This is a genomic window from Sulfitobacter alexandrii, from assembly GCF_001886735.1.
GTDB lineage: Bacteria > Pseudomonadota > Alphaproteobacteria > Rhodobacterales > Rhodobacteraceae > Sulfitobacter > Sulfitobacter alexandrii.
Map to the genome: position 1 here is coordinate 2,119,522 of NZ_CP018076.1, position 16,468 is coordinate 2,135,989.

Here is a 16,468-nt window from a genome sequence, read left to right on the forward strand (position 1 = left end):
AAAGGAGCTTTCGGATGATCCGTACCGCAACCTGCCTCTTGTTGCTCTGGGCCGGCGCCGCGCAGGCCGACCTCAGCCTGCGCTTTGTCGAAGGGGCGCCCAAGGACCGCTTCGTGCTGACCAACGACGGCACCTGCCCCCTGGCCGAGGCGACACTGACGCTGGATATCGGCGCCGCGCCCGCCGGACTGCTGTTCGACACCACCCCGGGCGGCGCCGGTGTGGATGTGCATCAGCCCTTCGACGTCATCGAGGGGCGCGGTGCCTTGCTGGGCGTGCCGGAGCTTGCGGACGGTGACACGGTGCTGACGCTGAACCTGGCCGGGCTGCCGCCCGAGGGGGTCGTCAGTTTCACCGTCGACGTGGACGACAGCGGCACCGGTCGGCCCGAAACGATCACCGGCAGCGAAATCGCGGGTGCGGTGGTCACCCTCGTGCTGGGGGAAACGACGCTGGAGATGGCCTTTTCCGACCAGGCGGTCGCGGTGATCCCCATCGCGCCCTGCACCAGCTAGGGGCGCCCGCTTTCGCGACCCTTCCGGGCCGGCAGTTTGCCGAACCCGCCGCCGCGCCCGCCCCATCGGCGGATTGTATCGGTACTTGATTCCTCCCCCCGCCTGGTTGACTTGGCCCCGGCGCGGCGCGATCAAGGCGCAGTCTCGATTTGATCAAAAGGTATCGCAATGACCATCAGGCTGGGGATCAACGGGTTCGGGCGCATCGGCCGCTCGGTGCTGCGGGCGCTCATGTCGCGCGCGCCCGGCGACTTCGAAGTCGTGGCAATCAACGATCTCGCGCCGTTGGAGACGGCGGCGCATCTCTTCGAGTTCGACTCGGTCCATGGCACCTACCCCGGCACGGTGACACTGGGGACGGGCACGATGGACGTGGGCCGTGGCCCGATCCGCGTCACGGCCGAGCCGCGGCCCGAGCGGCTGAACTGGCAGGACGTGGACATCGCGCTGGAATGTACCGGCCACATGACGGATCCGGTCCACGCCGAGGCGCATCTGCGGAACGGCGCGGGGCGGGTGCTTATTTCGGGCCCGGCCAAGGGCGAGGCCCGGACGGTGGTCTACGGGATCAACCACGACAGCCTCACGGCGACGGACAGGATCGTCTCGAACGGGTCGTGCACCACCAATTGCCTTGTGCCGATGGTGGATATTCTGCACCGCGCTTTCGGGATCGCACGCGGGATGATGACGACGGTCCATTGCTATACCAACTCGCAAAGCCTGACGGATGCCGCGCACGAAGATCTCTACCGCGCCCGCGCCGGGGCCTTGTCGATGGTGCCGACCTCCACCAGCGCCTCGCGCACGCTGGACCTGGTGCTGCCCCATCTTGCCGGACGTATCACCAGCCACGCCATCCGGGTGCCCACGCCGGACGTTTCATGCTGCGATCTGGTGGTGACCGTTGACCGGCCCGCCACCGTGGAGGCCGTGAACGACGCGTTTCGCGCGGCCGCGGCGCAGGGGCCGCTGAAAGGCGTCGTCGGGGTGACCGACCGCAAACTGGTGTCGAGCGATTTTCGCGGCAACCCGCATTCGGCGGTCTTTGCCACCGACCAGACGCGCGTTCAGGACGGCACCCTGTTGCGGGTGCTGGCCTGGTACGACAATGAATGGGCGTTCTCCAACAGGATGCTGGACACGGCGGGCGTGATCGCCAGCCGCATGTAGGGTCAGCCGAACCGTTCCAAGAGCTTGGCGTTGACACTGGGCGTGACGAACTTGCTCACGTCGCCCTCGAGGCGGGCAATCTCCTTGACCAGTTTGCTGGCGATCGCCTGGTGCGTCGCCTCGGCCATCAGGAAGACCGTCTCGATGCTATCGTCAAGCTGGCGGTTCATGCCGACCATCTGGTATTCGTATTCAAAGTCGGCAACGGCGCGCAGGCCGCGCACGATGATCTGCGCGCCGACGTCGCGGGCGCAGTTGATCAGCAGGTTCTCGAACGGATGAACGACGACCTCGACCCCGGTCTCGCGGGTCAGCTGGGCACATTCGTCCTCGATCATCGCGACCCGTTCATCGAGGTCGAACAACGGCCCCTTGTCGCGGTTGATCGCCACCCCGATCACGAGCTTGTCCACCAGCCTCGAGGCCCGGCGGATGATGTCGATGTGCCCGAGTGTGATCGGGTCGAAGGTGCCGGGATAAAGGCCGATGCGCATGGACTGTCCTGTGTCTGGTCTTTTCTCGCGCGCAAGCAATCATGTGCGCGCGAGAGGCGCAAGCGCTAAAGCGCCCGGTCGTCGCGGGGCGGTACGCCGCGTCAGTGACCCATGATCATGCCTTCGAGCGCGTTCTTCTCCATCGAAAGTTCGGTCAGCCGCGCCTTGACCACGTCACCGAGCGAGATCAGCCCGACCAGCGCGCCGTCCTCGATGACCGGCATGTGGCGAAAACGGCCGTCCGTCATCTTCTGCAAGATCGCGTCGGCGCGTTCGTCCCTGCTGCAGGTGACGAGCTTGGTGGTCATCAGCTTGTCCACCGTCATGTCCATGCATCCAGCCCCCTGGCGGCCCAGTTCCCGCACGATGTCGCGTTCCGACAGGATGCCTCTGGGGGTCTTGCCGTCGTCGGAGATCACCAGCGTGCCGATCCGTTTCTCCGACAACATCTTCGCCGCCTCGGAAATCAGCATCGACGGCGGGCAGGTCACCACCGCATCATCCGACTTCGACTTGAGAATTTGCGACACGAGCATGGCCATCCTCCCTAAAGATGCATTTCCCTAGGGTCAGCGTTGCGACAAAGCGCTGACCTGTCAAGCTTTTGCCTCGAGCCGGGCCAGTTCCGCGCGGATCGCCGCGCCGAACAGATCGGCAAAGCGGCTCAACCTGCGGTTGGACTGGTCGTCGGCGTGCCGGATCAGGTAAAAGGACCGTTTGAGGCTGACTTCGCGGGTCAGGATGCGCTGCACGCCGGGTGCGAACGGCAGTACGAAATCATGCACGACGCCGATCCCCCCGCCGCGCGCCACCATCTGCAACTGCACCGAGACGGAGTTGGAGGCAAGTGCCACCCGCGACAGCCCGAGGTCCGCGAGGTAGTCGAGCTCACGGTCGAAGATCATGTCGGGGATGTAGCCGACGATGCGCGACGCCCTGAGATCGGCCACGGACCGTGGCGTTCCGTGTGCCGCCAGGTAATCGGCGGAGGCCGCGAGGTGCAAATGATAGTCGCTGACCTTCTGCACGATCAGCCGCCCGGCCGAGGGCGCGGAGACGCCGATCGCCATGTCCGCCTCGCGCCGCGAAAGGTTGAACACCCGCGGCAGGGCGACGATCTGGATGTCGACGTCGGGATGATCCCGCCCCAGCGCCGCGCAGACCTGCGGCAGCAGAAAGTTCGCGGCGCCGTCCGGTGCGCCGATGCGGATCTGGCCGCTCATCCGGTCGCTGGGCCCCGCCACGCCGGCGGATGCCAGCCGCATCGCCTGTTCCACCGCCGCCGCACGCTCCAGCAGCTGCGCGCCGGCTTCGGTCAGCGCGTAGCCTTGGGGCGACTTGACGAAAAGAACGACCTCCAGCGCTTTTTCCAGCCGCGCGACCCGGCGACCCAGCGTCGCCGGATCCAGTCTCAGCAGTTTTCCGGCACCCGAAAGGCTGCGTTCACGGGCGACCGCAAGGAACAGGCGCATGTCGTCCCAATTTTCCAAATGCGCCGCCCCCTGCCCTTACCATTTTGCAGAAACGCAAAACCATTTTGAAAACTTGCCCCTTTCCCCTGCCTTTTTGCAAGACTAATCTGCCGCCAACCCAAGGGAGATCCGATATGCAAGAATTGACCCATTACCTCAACGGTGCCCATGTGAAGGGGTCGTCCGGCCGTTTCGCCGACGTGATGAACCCCGCCACCGGCGAAGTGCAGGCCAAGGTGCCGCTGGCCAGCGGCGAAGAACTGGACAAGGCGGTGGAATACGCGCAGGCCGCCCAGCCCGCGTGGGCCGCGACCAATCCCCAGCGCCGCGCGCGGGTGCTGATGAAGTTCGTGGACCTGCTGAACCGCGACATGGACAAGCTGGCCGAGGCGCTGAGCCGCGAGCACGGCAAGACCCTGCCCGACGCCGCGGGCGACGTGCAGCGCGGGCTGGAAGTGGTGGAATACTGCATCGGCGCGCCGCAACTGCTGAAGGGTGAATACACCGACAGCGCGGGTCCGGGCATCGACATGTACTCCATGCGCCAGCCGCTGGGCGTCACCGCGGGCATCACGCCGTTCAACTTCCCCGCCATGATCCCGATGTGGATGTTCGCCCCGGCCATCGCCTGCGGCAACGCCTTCATCCTCAAGCCGTCCGAGCGCGACCCCTCCGTGCCGCTGATGCTGGCCGAACTGCTGGAGGAAGCGGGCCTGCCCAAGGGCATCCTGCAGGTCGTGAACGGTGACAAGGAAGCGGTGGATGCGATCCTGCACCACGACGTGATCCAGTCGATCGGCTTCGTCGGGTCGACGCCGATCGCGGAATACATCTATGCGACGGGCTGCGCCAACGGCAAGCGGGTGCAGTGCTTCGGCGGCGCCAAGAACCACATGATCATCATGCCCGACGCCGACATGGACCAGGCCGCCGATGCGCTGGTGGGCGCGGGCTACGGTGCCGCAGGCGAACGCTGCATGGCGATCTCGGTCGCGGTCCCGGTGGGTGACGAGACCGCCGACCGCCTGATCGAGAAGCTGGTGCCACGCATCGAGAACCTCAAGATCGGGCCCTATACCGCCGGCAATGACGTCGATTACGGCCCCGTCGTGACGGCGGCTGCCAAGGCCAATATAGAACGCCTTGTACAGACCGGCATCGATCAAGGCGCGGAACTGGTCGTCGACGGGCGCAACTTCAAGCTGCAGGGCTACGAGGACGGCTATTTCGTCGGGGCGCACCTGTTCGACCGGGCCACCAAGGACATGGACATCTACAAGCAGGAAATCTTCGGCCCCGTGCTGACTTGCGTGCGCGCCCAGTCCTACGAAGAGGCGCTGGGGCTGGCCATGGACCACGAATACGGCAACGGCACGGCGATCTTCACCCGCGACGGGGACGCCGCCCGTGACTTCGCCAACCGGATCAACATCGGGATGGTGGGCATCAACGTGCCGATCCCGGTGCCGCTGGCCTATCACACCTTCGGCGGCTGGAAGAAATCCGTCTTCGGCGACCTGAACCAGCACGGGCCAGATGCGTTCAAGTTCTACACCCGGACCAAGACCGTGACCGCGCGCTGGCCGAGCGGGATCAAGGAGGGTGGCGAATTCTCCATCCCCGTGATGGAATGATCCGGCACATGGCCTGAACACGGGCCGGGCTGCACCGCGGCCCGGCCGCCGCGTCACCGAAGGGAGGAACGGATGCGCAACTTGGCAAGGACTTTGCTGCTGGCCCTGCCGGTCGTTGCACTGACCGCCGGCGCGCCGTCAGCGCAGAACAGCGCCACCATGACGATGAACGGCGTCACCTTCTCGGTGACGGGGGGGCAGCAGCAGACGATCAACACCATCGACGGCGGCGTCGAAGTAACACTGGACGGTCGCGTCGTCCGGCTGACCGGCACCGAGGTGAACGTGGATGGCACCGCCTACCCCGCCCCGCAGGGCGCGCGCATCGGCATCGACCTGACGGACGGACGGCTGACGGTCACGGCCGATGGCGACGTGATCGTCGAGGAGACGGAAATCGATGAACTGGCCCGCGCGGCCGAGGCAGGCGACACCGGCGCGATGACCACACTCGCGCTCTACCTGCTTGACGGAGTCGAGACCGAACGCGATGTGCCCCGCGCCATCGCCCTGCTGGAGCGGGCCAGCGCGGCAGACGCCGCGCCGGCCATGCGCCTGCTCGCGTTTCTTCTGTTCGAGGGCACCGCCCTTCCCGCCGACCTGCCGCGCGCCTACGACTTGGCACTCAAGGCGGCGGAACAGGGGGACGCACCTGCGCAAAGGCTGGTGGGCATCTTCAATGCCGATGGCCTGCTCGAGGACGCCGATCCGACAGCGGCGGCACAATGGTTCGAACGCGCCGCCCGACAGGGCGATGCGGACGCGCAGAACCGGCTTGGCGAAGCCTACCGGGACGGGCGCGGGGTTGCCCCGGACCTGACCATGGCCGCGACCCTGTTCGCGCAGGCGACCGCCGCCGAGCATCAGGCCGGCACCTGCAATTATGCGCAGGCGCTCTGGGACGGGGCCGGTCTGCCGAAGGATCGCGCACGGGCTTTCCAGACGGCGCTGCAACAGGCGGGCGCCGGTGGCCGTGCATGCCAGTTGCTGCTGGCCAGGGCCAATTACGCGGGCGAAGGCACCCGGCAGGACCTGCGCATCGCCGCGCAATGGTTCTGGGATGCTGCGAACGAGGGCGACGCCGAAGCGGCGCTGCGCCTCGGTCGGATGTACGCCGAAGGCGACGGGCTGCCGCAAGACACCTTTCAGGCACGCCACTGGTTCGAGACCGCCGTTCGGCTGGGTCACCCGGACGCGGCGGCGGCGCTGGCGGCCCTGCCCGAAGACTGACCGGGCGCCGCGCGTCCTGATACCGAAAAAGGCCGCAACGGCCGCTTGAGACTGGGAGAGCAGATGGATTTCGCACCGACAGAAGAACAGACAGCCATCTTCGACATGGCCTACGAGTTCGGGCAGGCGCAGATCGCGCCCCATGCCCACACCTGGGAAAAGGACGGCACGATCCCCAAAGAGCTGTGGCCACGGGTGGGCGAACTGGGCTTTGGCGGGCTTTACGTGTCCGAGGAGTCGGGCGGTTCCGGGCTCAGCCGGCTGGACGCGACGCTCGTGTTCGAGGCGCTGTCGATGGCCTGTCCGTCCGTCGCGGCGTTCCTGTCGATCCACAACATGTGCGCCCGCATGATCGATGCCTTCGGCAGCGACGCGCTCAAGGACCGCGTGCTGGCCGACGTGGTGGCGATGAACACCGTCCTCAGCTACTGCCTCACCGAACCGGGCTCGGGCTCGGACGCGGCCGCGCTCAAGACCCGCGCGGAGCGCACCAACGAAGGCTATCGCCTGAACGGAACAAAGGCGTTCATCTCGGGCGGGGGCTATTCCGACGCCTACGTGGTCATGGTTCGCACCTCGGATGAGGGCGCGGCGGGCGTGTCCACCGTGCTGGTGGAAGACGGCGCGCGGGGGCTGAGCTTCGGCGGGCTGGAAGACAAGATGGGATGGCGCAGTCAGCCGACCGCACAGGTCCAGTTCGACAATTGCGAGGTGCCGGCGGCAAACCTCGTGGGCGAGGAAGGCAAGGGCTTCAAGTACGCGATGATCGGCCTCGACGGGGGGCGTCTGAATATCGCCGCCTGCTCTCTCGGCGCCGCGCAGATCGCCCTCGACAAGACCCTCGACTACATGGGCGAACGCAAGGCCTTCGGCCAGAGCATCGACCAGTTCCAGGGGCTTCAGTTCCGCATCGCCGACATGGAGATCGAGCTTCAGGCGGCGCGCACCTTCCTGCGGCAGGCGGCGTGGAAGCTGGACACCAAGGCGCCGGACGCGACCAAGTTCTGCGCGATGGCCAAGAAATTCGTGACCGAGACCGGCAGCAAGGTGGTGGACCAGTGCCTGCAACTGCACGGCGGCTACGGCTATCTTGCCGATTACGGGATCGAGAAGCTGGTGCGTGACCTGCGGGTGCACCAGATCCTCGAAGGCACGAACGAGATCATGCGCCTGATCGTCGCCCGCGACATGCTCAAGAACCGCTGAGGCCAGACATGAGCGATATCGACATCCGCATCACCGGCCGCGCGGGACGCATCACGCTGACCCGCCCCAAGGCGCTGAACGCCATGACCTACGACATGTGCCTCGCGATCGAGGCCGCCCTAGACGACTGGGCCGGCAATGACGCGGTGGCGCTGGTCGTCATCGACGCGGAGGGCGACCGGGCCTTCTGCTCCGGCGGGGACATTGCCGAACTCTACGCGACCGGCAAGAAGGGGGATTTCGCCTACGGACGGCGGTTCTGGGCGGACGAATACCGGCTGAACAACAAGATGTCCGCCTATCCCAAGCCCATCGTGTCCCTGCTGCAGGGCTTCACCATGGGCGGCGGCGTCGGCATCGGCTGTCACGGATCGCACCGCATCGTGGGCGACAGCAGCCAGATCGCGATGCCGGAATGCGGTATCGGGTTGGTGCCGGACGTGGGCGGCACGCTGATTTTGGCGCGCGCACCCGGCAGACTGGGCGAATACCTGGGCACCACCGGCACCCGGCTGGGGCCGGATGATGCGATCCTCGCCGGTTTCGCGGATATCTACCTGCCGGAAGAAAGCTGGCCCGCGCTGGTGGCGAAGCTGGAAAGCGGCGGCCACCCTTCCGTCATCGACGGGCAAACGCCGCCCCCCGGCACGCTCCGCCCGCAGACCGCGGAGATCGACCGGCTGTTTGCCGGCGGCGATCTGGGCAAGATCCGGGAGAACCTCGAAAACGCGGACAGCGACTTTGCCGCGGACGCGCTGAAAAAGCTCTCCCGCGCCTCCCCGCTTTCGGCCGCCTGCACGATCGAGATCATTCGCAGGCTGCGCGAGGCAGGCCCGACGATGCCCGCGGCGCTGGACCTCGAATACCGGTTCACCTTTCGCGCGATGGAGCGGGGCGATTTCCTCGAAGGGATCCGCGCCGCGATCATCGACAAGGACCGCAATCCCCAATGGCAACATGCCGATGGCGACGTGCCGCCAGCGGCGATCTCCGACATGCTGCACCCGCTGGGTGCGGACGCACTGAAACTTTGAAAGGATACATCATGGCCTCGCTCAACATCGGTTTCATCGGTCTCGGCAACATGGGGGCGCCGATGGCGGCGAACCTTGCAAAGGCCGGGCACAAGGTCCGTGGTTTCGACGTGGCAGGCACCACCGCCGAGGGCGTGGAGCAGGCGCAGACGATACCCGATGCCGTCACCGGCGCGGACGTCGTCATCACGATGCTGCCCAACGGGTCCATCCTGCGCCAGGTCGCCGCCGAAGCCATCGGCCACATGCGCGAGGGCGCGGTTTTCATCGACTGCTCCACCGTGGACGTGGAAAGCGCGAGGAACACGTCGGAAGCCGCTGAAAAAGCAGGCCTTCTTGCGGTTGACGCGCCGGTTTCCGGTGGTGTCGGCGGGGCCGAAGCCGGCACGCTGACCTTCATGGCGGGCGGGTCCGAAGCGGCCTTTGCCGCCGCGGCGCCGCTCTTCGAGATCATGGGGCAGAAGGCCGTGCATTGCGGCGACGCGGGTGCAGGCCAGTCCGCCAAGATCTGCAACAACATGATCCTCGGCGCGACGATGATCGCCACCTGCGAAGCCTTTGCCCTGGCGGACAAGCTGGGGCTGGACCGGCAGCGCATGTTCGACGTGGTCAGCACGTCGTCGGGCTATTCCTGGTCGATGAACGCCTATTGCCCCGCACCCGGCGTCGGGCCGAAATCGCCCGCCGACAACGGCTATAAGCCCGGTTTCGCCGCCGAACTGATGGTCAAGGACCTCGGCCTGTCCCAGCAGGCCGCCGAACTGGTCGATGCCGACACACCGATGGGCGCCCGTGCGCTGGAACTCTACAAGGCGTTCGTCGAGGAAGAGGACGGCAAGGGCAAGGATTTCTCTGCCATGCTGCCCCGTTTCGCCGGACGCGGCCGCGGGAACTGACGCGCCCTCCCCCGGCGGCGGTTATTCGCCGGGGGGCACACGTACCGGAACCTCCTTCCCGCTTCGACGGTTATGTCGCGAAAGGCGCGGCATCGCCGAAGCGGAAGGAAATACCGATGAAACATCTCATGATCGCAGCAGCCCTCGGCACGGGCCTCGCCACGGCGGGCATGGCCGCATCGACCGGGGCCGTACCTGCCCCCGCATCCTCGGCCGTGGCGCTGACAGCAGGCGGTGCCGGCGGCCAAGTATGGCTGGCCCAAGGCAAGGGCAACGGGGCCAAGGGCAATGCCGGCGGGCAGAAGAAGGCTGCCAAAGGCGGCAATGGCAAGGGCGGCGGTCAGCAGAAGCAAGCCAAGGGCAATTCCGGGAATGGCCAGCAAAAGGCCAAGGGCAATGGCCGGAGCGCGGAAAACAAACCCGGCAAGTCGGACAGGAAACAGGCCGCCAAGGCGGACAAGAAACAAGCCGCGAAGACGAACCCCGGTCAGGCCAAGAAGGCTGAAAAGGCGGTTAACCGTTCAGCAGACAAGCGCCCGCCCGGTCGCGCGGACATGGATCGGCGCGCCGAGGAAATCCTGCGCGTCTCCGCCCCGTCGGACCGCGACATGCTGACCGTTCTCGCGGGTGCGGCGCTCGCGCTGGCCGGGCCGCAACTTGTTGTCGCGGACACCCCCGTGGAAGAGCTGATCACCTATCGCAACTGCCCGCCGGGACTGGCCAAGAAGACACCCGCCTGCGTGCCGCCGGGGCTGGCCAAGCAGGGTGTGACGCAGGATCAGTGGCTGGGCTACGATGATGCGGAGTACGATCGGTTGTGGCTGCGCCAGCGCGATGACTACCTGCGCAACGCGCCGACCCCGACCGAGAACCTGTTGCTGCAATCGGCGCAGATCGCGCGGCTGTTCGGCCTTGACCCGGCGCCGAATGGACAACGCTATGCGCTGATCGACGGGATGCCGGTGCTGCTGGACGAGCAGGATTACACAGGGCTCCTGCTGATTAACGAACTTGCGCAGGTCGCCGATCTGGGCAGTGGCGTCAGCGTGGCCCCGACCGCGGCGCTCACCCAAGCGGAACTGACACGGCTGTACCGACTGCCCACGTTGGGAGACGACAGCAACTATGCCGTCCTCAACGGGCAGGTGATCCGGTTGAGCGACAGCCAGTACGAAACGCTGCAACTGATCCGCATCGCCCGTGCTGTCCTCTAAGACCCCGCGCGACCGACGATCCTACCTGTAACCCGCCAAAACGCATGCTCCACCGGTGCTTGCGATTGGCGGGTTACCGCCGGTTTGGCGAACCCACGCCCCCGGCCCCGGTCTGATGTGGTATCATCAACCTGTCGAACCTCCCGCATCTGCCGGGTTCGACAAGCTCAGGGACGCAGACCCAGGACGTTCGCCCGAACGAAGTTGTCCGTAACAACAGACTGAACCGTAACGGGAGTTTCCTGATGAAAGCCTTACTCACAGCCGTCGGCCTTGCCGGCGCCCTTGCGTTGGCGTCGCCCGCGTTCGCGGCACCTTCGACCCCCTGGACAGCCGCGACCGGAATCGAGACCGACACGAACGTCACCCTGATCAAGGACAGACGGGGAAAGGGATACCGACGTCACTACCGTCAGCACCGCGACATGCGGCGCGGACATGGCCACCACGACGCACGCCAGTTCGGATGGCGCCATGGTCGCAGCGAACATCACCGCCCGTACCGCAGGTATGGTCGCGGTGATCGCGTGGTCCGATACGTCATCATCGACCGGCCGCAGCGCTACGGGCTGACACGCTATCCGCGGTATGTCCAGAATGACGGATATGTCTATGCGGTCGATCCCCAGACGAATACGGTGCTGGCCCTGATCGGCCTCGTGAACCAGATCCTGAGATAGACGTGCAAAGCCCCGGTCGGGTCGACCGGGGCTTTCATGCGCTCAGCCACGCGGCCTGCGCTATTCCGCCGCGACCTTGCTGCGCGCCTTGGTCAGCATCGGTTTGAGATACTGGCCGGTGTAGCTTTCCGCGACTTCGGCCACTTCCTCGGGTGTTCCGGTGGCGACCAACCTGCCGCCGCCATCGCCGCCTTCGGGGCCGATGTCGATGATATGGTCGGCCGTCTTGACCACGTCGAGGTTGTGTTCGATCACCACGACCGAATTGCCCTGATCCACCAGTTCGTGCAGCACCTCGAGCAGCTTGCGCACGTCCTCAAAGTGCAGGCCGGTCGTCGGCTCGTCGAGGATATAGAGCGTCCGGCCCGTCGACCGCTTGCTCAGCTCCTTGGACAGCTTGACGCGCTGTGCCTCGCCCCCGGACAGGGTCGTCGCCTGCTGGCCCACCTTGATATAGCCAAGGCCCACGCGCATCAGCGCGTCCATCTTCTCGCGGATCGACGGAACCGCGGCAAAGAACTCCTGCGCATCCTCGACGGTCATGTCCAGCACGTCGGCGATGCTCTTGCCCTTGAACTTGATCTCCAGCGTTTCGCGGTTGTAACGCTTGCCCTTGCAGGTCTCGCACTCGACATAGACATCGGGCAGGAAGTGCATCTCGATCTTGATGACCCCGTCGCCTTGGCAGGCCTCGCAGCGTCCGCCCTTGACGTTGAACGAAAACCGCCCCGGTTTGTAGCCGCGCGCCTTCGCCTCTGGCAGGCCCGCGAACCAGTCACGGATCGGGGTAAAGGCGCCGGTGTAGGTCGCCGGGTTGGAGCGCGGGGTGCGCCCGATGGGGCGCTGGTCGATGTCGATGACCTTGTCGAGGTGTTCGAGCCCCTTGATGGTCTCGCAGGGGGCCGGGGTCTGGCGCGCGCCGTTGAGGTTCATCGACGCGGTCTTGAAAAGCGTTTCGATGGTCAGCGTGGACTTGCCCCCGCCCGACACGCCGGTCACGCAGACGAACTTGCCCAACGGAAAATCGACGGTGACGTTCTGGAGGTTGTTGCCGGTCGCCTTGACGACCTTGACGGACTTCTTCTTGCCCTTGCGGCGGGTGGCGGGCACCGCGATTTCGCGGGTGCCGGTCAGGTACTGCCCCGTGACGGAATTCGCGTCGGCGGCGATCTGGTCCGGTGTGCCGTGGCTGACCACCTGGCCGCCGTGCACCCCCGCGCCGGGGCCGATGTCAAAGACGTAATCCGCCTCGCGGATCGCTTCCTCGTCGTGTTCCACGACGATCACGGTATTGCCCTGATCGCGCAGGTTCTTCAGCGTGCCGAGCAAGCGGTCGTTGTCCCGCTGGTGCAGGCCGATCGACGGCTCGTCGAGCACGTAGAGCACACCAGTCAGCCCGGACCCGATCTGCGAGGCGAGACGGATACGCTGGCTTTCCCCGCCCGAAAGGGTCCCGCTTGACCGGGCGAGCGTCAGGTACTCAAGGCCGACGTTGTTCAGGAAACCAAGGCGTTCGCGGATCTCCTTGAGGATGGCGCGGGCGATCTCGTTCTTCTGCGGGGTCAGCGCATCGGGGACCGTGTTGCACCAGTCGAACGCCTCGCGGATCGACATCTGCACCACCTGCCCCGCGTGCCGCAGGTCGTCGGGTTTGCCGATCTTCACGGCCAGCGCCTCCGCCCGAAGACGGTAGCCATGGCAGGTGCCGCAGGGGCGGTTGTTCTGGTAGCGCTCGAACTCCTCGCGGATCCAGCTGCTGTCGGTCTCGCGATAGCGCCGCTCCATGTTGGGGATCACCCCCTCGAACACGCGGCTCACCTCGTAGACGCGCCCGCCCTCGTCGTAGCGGAACTTGATCTCTTCCTTGCCGGAACCGTAGAGAAACACCTGCTGCACCTTCTCGGGCAGATCCTTCCACCGGGTCTGTTGGTCGAACTGGTAGTGCTTCGCGATGGCCTCGATCGTCTGCTTGAAGTACGGGCTCTTGCCCTTGCGCCAGGGCGCGAGCGCCCCGTCGTAGATCTTGAGGTTCTGGTCGGGCACGATGAGACGCTCGTCAAAGAACAGCTCCACCCCCAGCCCGTCGCAGTCCGGGCAGGCCCCGAACGGCGCGTTGAAGGAAAACAGCCGCGGTTCGATCTCGGGGATCGTGAAACCGCTGACGGGGCAAGCGAATTTCTCGGAGAAGGTGTGCCGCTCGGGCTCGCCCTCCGCCGGGGCGGTTTCCAGCACCGCGATGCCGTCCGCCAGATCCAGCGCGGTGCGCAGGCTGTCGGCCAACCGCGTTTCCAGCCCCTCGCGGACCACGATGCGATCCACCACCACGTCGATGTCGTGGCGGAACTTCTTGTCCAGCGTCGGCGGCTCGTCCAGTTCGTAGAACTGGCCGTCCACCTTGACCCGCTGGAAGCCCTGCTTGCGCAGCTCGACGAATTCCTTGCGGTACTCGCCCTTGCGGTCGCGGATAATCGGCGCGAGCAGGTAGGCGCGGGTCCCCTCCTCCATCGTCATGATCCGGTCGACCATGTCCTGCACCTGCTGTGCCTCGATGGGTTTGCCGGTCGCGGGCGAATAAGGCGTGCCGACCCGCGCGAACAGCAGGCGCATGTAGTCGTAGATTTCGGTAACGGTCCCGACGGTCGAGCGCGGGTTTTTCGACGTCGTCTTCTGTTCGATGCTGATCGCGGGCGAGAGGCCGCTGATATGGTCCACGTCCGGCTTCTGCATCATGTCGAGGAACTGGCGCGCGTAGGCGGACAGCGATTCGACGTAGCGGCGCTGCCCCTCGGCATAGATCGTGTCGAAGGCCAGGCTGGACTTGCCCGACCCGGACAGGCCGGTGATGACCACCAGCTGGTCGCGCGGAATGTCCACGTCGATGTTCTTGAGATTGTGTTCGCGCGCCCCGCGCACTTCGATGTTCTTCAGCTCAGCCATGCAGCACCCCGTTTCCCAGATGCGATATAGGCGCGCGCGGCGGATTCTCCAATGGTAAATCCGGAACCAATAGCGAACATTCAGGCGGCGCGGCGCCGCCCCAGCCACAGATGCACCATCAGCCCCGCCAGGAACGCGCCGCCCGCCATCACCGGAAGCGCCGCATACCCCAGCCACAGCAGACCGGTCGCCATCAGGGGGGTGCCGATGGTGTTGCCCAGGTTGCCCATCTGCGCCATCGCCCCGTTGGCCCGCGCCTGCGCCGCGGCACCCTGATTGAGCTGCGCCACGGCGGCAAAGCTCGCCCCCTGGATCAGCCCCATCGCCGCGGCCAGCGCCAGACAGGCAAGCGGCGCGCCCGGCGTCAGCCAGAGCCAGAGCGCCGCGGCCAGCGATCCGCCGAAGCCGAGTTCGACGACGCGCACCGCGCTGATCCGGCGCAGGAGCGCCACGCCCACGGTCATCGAGACGGCGATGCTGACCAGCGGCATCGCCCCCATCACCCAGCCCCGGATCGCGGGATCGAGATAGGGCGGCAGCACCGTCAGGATGGATACGAAACTGAAGGTGTAGAACAGCCATCCCAGCCCCGCCGCCGACTGCGCGGGCGAGCGATAGATCGCCACGTGGTCTTTCAGCAGCCGCCCGACCGACAGCACGGGCTGCGGCCCCTCGTCCGGCAGGCTGCGCAGCCGTGACGACAGGTACAGCGCACATATCGCCATGTAGGCCCCATGGGCGGCAAAGACGGCCGGCGGCCCGAAGGTCAGCGCCAGTGGCCGCCCCGCCACCGCCAGCACGGCGAAGGCGACGCCGAAGAACGTCCCCCAGAGCGTCAGGGTCAGCCCCCTGTCCTGCGGCGCGCTCAGCTGCGCGATCAGCGTCGGCGCCGCCACGACGATCGCGAGGTGCGAGGCCCCTTCGATCATCCGCGTCGCCAGCAGCAGCGGCAGCGGCGGCAGCAGGGCCTGCACCAGCGACAGCACCGCTCCCAGCCAGAGCGCCGCCAGCAGCGCCCGCCGGTAGCGGATCCGCGCCACCACCAGCCCCGCGACAACCCCGAGCAGGATGCCGACGAAGCCCACCAGCGACACGGCGAAACCCAGCGCGGTCTCGGCCCCCGGATAGACCGAAGGCAACATGTCGAAGATCACCGACACCTTGCCGTATTGCGCAGCCGCGCCCAGCCCCGCGGCCCAGAGCGCCAGCACCAGCGCGAATGAAGTCTGCCGCGCCGCCATGCCTCAGAGCTTCTGGGCCAGCGCCCAGGAACAGACCGGCATCTGCGGATCGTTCCGTATGTCGTCCGTTTCGGCATCGTAGGCGGGCGGCCAGGTCTCTTCGAGGTTGCGCCGCGCCACGTGGCGGTTGCCCCACTGTTCGGCGTGGATCGCATCCTCGTCGAACCCGCCTTCGATCAGCAGGTTCTTCAGGCCCCGCGCGCTCCAGCGGGAATTGTCCTGCGGCGCGGCGTGGAGCGGCACGAAGAACGGCACCGCAACCCAGAAATATCCCCCCGGCCGCAGCATGGCGTGGACATTCCGCGTTGCCGCGTAGGGCCGGTCGAGATGCTCCCAAACCTGGTTGGCCAGGATCAGATCGAAGCTCAGCGGCCTGCCCTCGGTGTCCGTGAAGGGGCCAGCGCAGACATCGTACTCGGGAAACCGGAACTGGCTGTAGGATCTGAACGCGAAACGCTTGCCCCACTTGCCGGAAATCTCGGCGCAGTCCAGATCCGCCGGACCCAGCGCATTGATCATCCGGCGGCTGGCCGGCTGCATGACGACACGATTGAGACTTACCATGTCAGGGTTATGCCACCGGCGGCGGAAACCGTCCAGCGCGCGTGGCAGCCGGGTCAAGGAGGCCGAAGGCCCCGCGCAGCGGCGTGTCCTTGACGCGGCTGACACGGGCAAGATCCTGAGCAAAGGTCGTTCAGGACGCACCGCGCCCTGAACGCCTTCTCGGCGGGATTTGCCCCCC

General features: G+C 66.3%; 15 protein-coding genes. 9 read left to right on the forward strand and 6 right to left on the reverse strand.

Translation table 11 applies throughout. The features are described from left to right. The first annotated feature begins 14 nt into the window (after positions 1 to 14). A complete protein-coding gene (locus tag BOO69_RS10450) occupies positions 15 to 515 on the forward strand; it encodes a hypothetical protein (RefSeq protein WP_071972115.1) in 501 nt (166 codons plus the stop codon). Between the two features lie 168 nt (positions 516 to 683). Further along, a complete protein-coding gene (gap, locus tag BOO69_RS10455; protein ID WP_071972116.1) occupies positions 684 to 1,688 on the forward strand; it encodes a type I glyceraldehyde-3-phosphate dehydrogenase in 1,005 nt (334 codons plus the stop codon). 2 nt (positions 1,689 to 1,690) lie between these two features. On the opposite strand, the gene coaD is transcribed toward gap, so the two are convergent. The 3 genes from coaD to BOO69_RS10470 all read right to left on the reverse strand — a co-directional run bounded on the left by coaD (position 1,691) and on the right by BOO69_RS10470 (position 3,654). Then, positions 1,691 to 2,182, reverse strand: coding sequence for a pantetheine-phosphate adenylyltransferase (coaD, locus tag BOO69_RS10460; RefSeq protein WP_071972117.1), 492 nt, complete (start codon positions 2,180 to 2,182; stop codon positions 1,691 to 1,693). Between the two features lie 101 nt (positions 2,183 to 2,283). After that, positions 2,284 to 2,718, reverse strand: a complete 435-nt coding sequence (locus BOO69_RS10465; protein ID WP_071972118.1) for a CBS domain-containing protein — start codon at positions 2,716 to 2,718, stop codon at positions 2,284 to 2,286. Positions 2,719 to 2,778: 60 nt separating this feature from the next. Next, positions 2,779 to 3,654 (reverse strand): LysR family transcriptional regulator, encoded by an 876-nt coding sequence (locus BOO69_RS10470; protein ID WP_071973762.1) that lies wholly within the window; start codon positions 3,652 to 3,654, stop codon positions 2,779 to 2,781. A 134-nt stretch (positions 3,655 to 3,788) separates the two neighbouring features. Here BOO69_RS10470 and BOO69_RS10475 point away from each other — a divergent pair, with 134 nt between their 5' ends. The 7 genes from BOO69_RS10475 (at position 3,789) to BOO69_RS10505 (ending at position 11,548) form a co-directional block, all read left to right on the forward strand. Next, entirely contained in the window at positions 3,789 to 5,288 is a 1,500-nt protein-coding gene (locus BOO69_RS10475) for a CoA-acylating methylmalonate-semialdehyde dehydrogenase (RefSeq protein ID WP_071972119.1), read from the forward strand. Positions 5,289 to 5,360: 72 nt separating this feature from the next. Beyond that, the gene (locus BOO69_RS10480; RefSeq protein ID WP_071972120.1) at positions 5,361 to 6,518 is read left to right on the forward strand and encodes a tetratricopeptide repeat protein; all 1,158 of its coding nucleotides are present in this window, start codon (positions 5,361 to 5,363) and stop codon (positions 6,516 to 6,518) included. 63 nt (positions 6,519 to 6,581) lie between these two features. Continuing rightward, positions 6,582 to 7,724, forward strand: coding sequence for an acyl-CoA dehydrogenase family protein (locus tag BOO69_RS10485; RefSeq protein ID WP_071972121.1), 1,143 nt, complete (start codon positions 6,582 to 6,584; stop codon positions 7,722 to 7,724). Positions 7,725 to 7,732: 8 nt separating this feature from the next. Next, positions 7,733 to 8,758 (forward strand): enoyl-CoA hydratase/isomerase family protein, encoded by a 1,026-nt coding sequence (locus BOO69_RS10490; RefSeq protein WP_071972122.1) that lies wholly within the window; start codon positions 7,733 to 7,735, stop codon positions 8,756 to 8,758. A gap of 11 nt (positions 8,759 to 8,769) precedes the next feature. Next, positions 8,770 to 9,654, forward strand: a complete 885-nt coding sequence (gene mmsB, locus BOO69_RS10495) for a 3-hydroxyisobutyrate dehydrogenase (protein WP_071972123.1) — start codon at positions 8,770 to 8,772, stop codon at positions 9,652 to 9,654. A 116-nt stretch (positions 9,655 to 9,770) separates the two neighbouring features. Continuing rightward, on the forward strand, positions 9,771 to 10,868 hold the full coding sequence (locus tag BOO69_RS10500) for a hypothetical protein (RefSeq protein ID WP_071972124.1): 1,098 nt from the start codon (positions 9,771 to 9,773) through the stop codon (positions 10,866 to 10,868). A 245-nt stretch (positions 10,869 to 11,113) separates the two neighbouring features. After that, positions 11,114 to 11,548 (forward strand): hypothetical protein, encoded by a 435-nt coding sequence (locus BOO69_RS10505; protein WP_071972125.1) that lies wholly within the window; start codon positions 11,114 to 11,116, stop codon positions 11,546 to 11,548. 60 nt (positions 11,549 to 11,608) lie between these two features. On the opposite strand, the gene uvrA is transcribed toward BOO69_RS10505, so the two are convergent. From uvrA to BOO69_RS10520, 3 genes are all read right to left on the reverse strand, one after another. Then, positions 11,609 to 14,485, reverse strand: coding sequence for an excinuclease ABC subunit UvrA (uvrA, locus tag BOO69_RS10510; protein WP_071972126.1), 2,877 nt, complete (start codon positions 14,483 to 14,485; stop codon positions 11,609 to 11,611). A gap of 80 nt (positions 14,486 to 14,565) precedes the next feature. Then, entirely contained in the window at positions 14,566 to 15,726 is a 1,161-nt protein-coding gene (locus BOO69_RS10515) for an MFS transporter (protein WP_071972127.1), read from the reverse strand. Positions 15,727 to 15,729: 3 nt separating this feature from the next. Then, the gene (locus BOO69_RS10520; protein WP_071973763.1) at positions 15,730 to 16,290 is read right to left on the reverse strand and encodes a class I SAM-dependent methyltransferase; all 561 of its coding nucleotides are present in this window, start codon (positions 16,288 to 16,290) and stop codon (positions 15,730 to 15,732) included. Between the last annotated feature and the right edge of the window lie 178 nt (positions 16,291 to 16,468).

Excerpts from the sequence above, each read along its gene's own strand:
- BOO69_RS10480 (WP_071972120.1), top strand. The coding sequence starts at position 5,361 with ATGCGCAACTTGGCAAGGACTTTGCTGCTGGCCCTGCCGGTCGTTGCA.
- BOO69_RS10470 (WP_071973762.1), bottom strand. The coding sequence starts at position 3,654 with ATGCGCCTGTTCCTTGCGGTCGCCCGTGAACGCAGCCTTTCGGGTGCC.
- BOO69_RS10450 (WP_071972115.1), top strand. The coding sequence starts at position 15 with ATGATCCGTACCGCAACCTGCCTCTTGTTGCTCTGGGCCGGCGCCGCG.
- BOO69_RS10490 (WP_071972122.1), top strand. The coding sequence starts at position 7,733 with ATGAGCGATATCGACATCCGCATCACCGGCCGCGCGGGACGCATCACG.
- uvrA (WP_071972126.1), bottom strand. The coding sequence starts at position 14,485 with ATGGCTGAGCTGAAGAACATCGAAGTGCGCGGGGCGCGCGAACACAAT.
- BOO69_RS10520 (WP_071973763.1), bottom strand. The coding sequence starts at position 16,290 with ATGGTAAGTCTCAATCGTGTCGTCATGCAGCCGGCCAGCCGCCGGATG.
- mmsB (WP_071972123.1), top strand. The coding sequence starts at position 8,770 with ATGGCCTCGCTCAACATCGGTTTCATCGGTCTCGGCAACATGGGGGCG.
- BOO69_RS10475 (WP_071972119.1), top strand. The coding sequence starts at position 3,789 with ATGCAAGAATTGACCCATTACCTCAACGGTGCCCATGTGAAGGGGTCG.
- BOO69_RS10505 (WP_071972125.1), top strand. The coding sequence starts at position 11,114 with ATGAAAGCCTTACTCACAGCCGTCGGCCTTGCCGGCGCCCTTGCGTTG.
- BOO69_RS10485 (WP_071972121.1), top strand. The coding sequence starts at position 6,582 with ATGGATTTCGCACCGACAGAAGAACAGACAGCCATCTTCGACATGGCC.
- BOO69_RS10515 (WP_071972127.1), bottom strand. The coding sequence starts at position 15,726 with ATGGCGGCGCGGCAGACTTCATTCGCGCTGGTGCTGGCGCTCTGGGCC.
- BOO69_RS10500 (WP_071972124.1), top strand. The coding sequence starts at position 9,771 with ATGAAACATCTCATGATCGCAGCAGCCCTCGGCACGGGCCTCGCCACG.
- coaD (WP_071972117.1), bottom strand. The coding sequence starts at position 2,182 with ATGCGCATCGGCCTTTATCCCGGCACCTTCGACCCGATCACACTCGGG.
- gap (WP_071972116.1), top strand. The coding sequence starts at position 684 with ATGACCATCAGGCTGGGGATCAACGGGTTCGGGCGCATCGGCCGCTCG.
- BOO69_RS10465 (WP_071972118.1), bottom strand. The coding sequence starts at position 2,718 with ATGCTCGTGTCGCAAATTCTCAAGTCGAAGTCGGATGATGCGGTGGTG.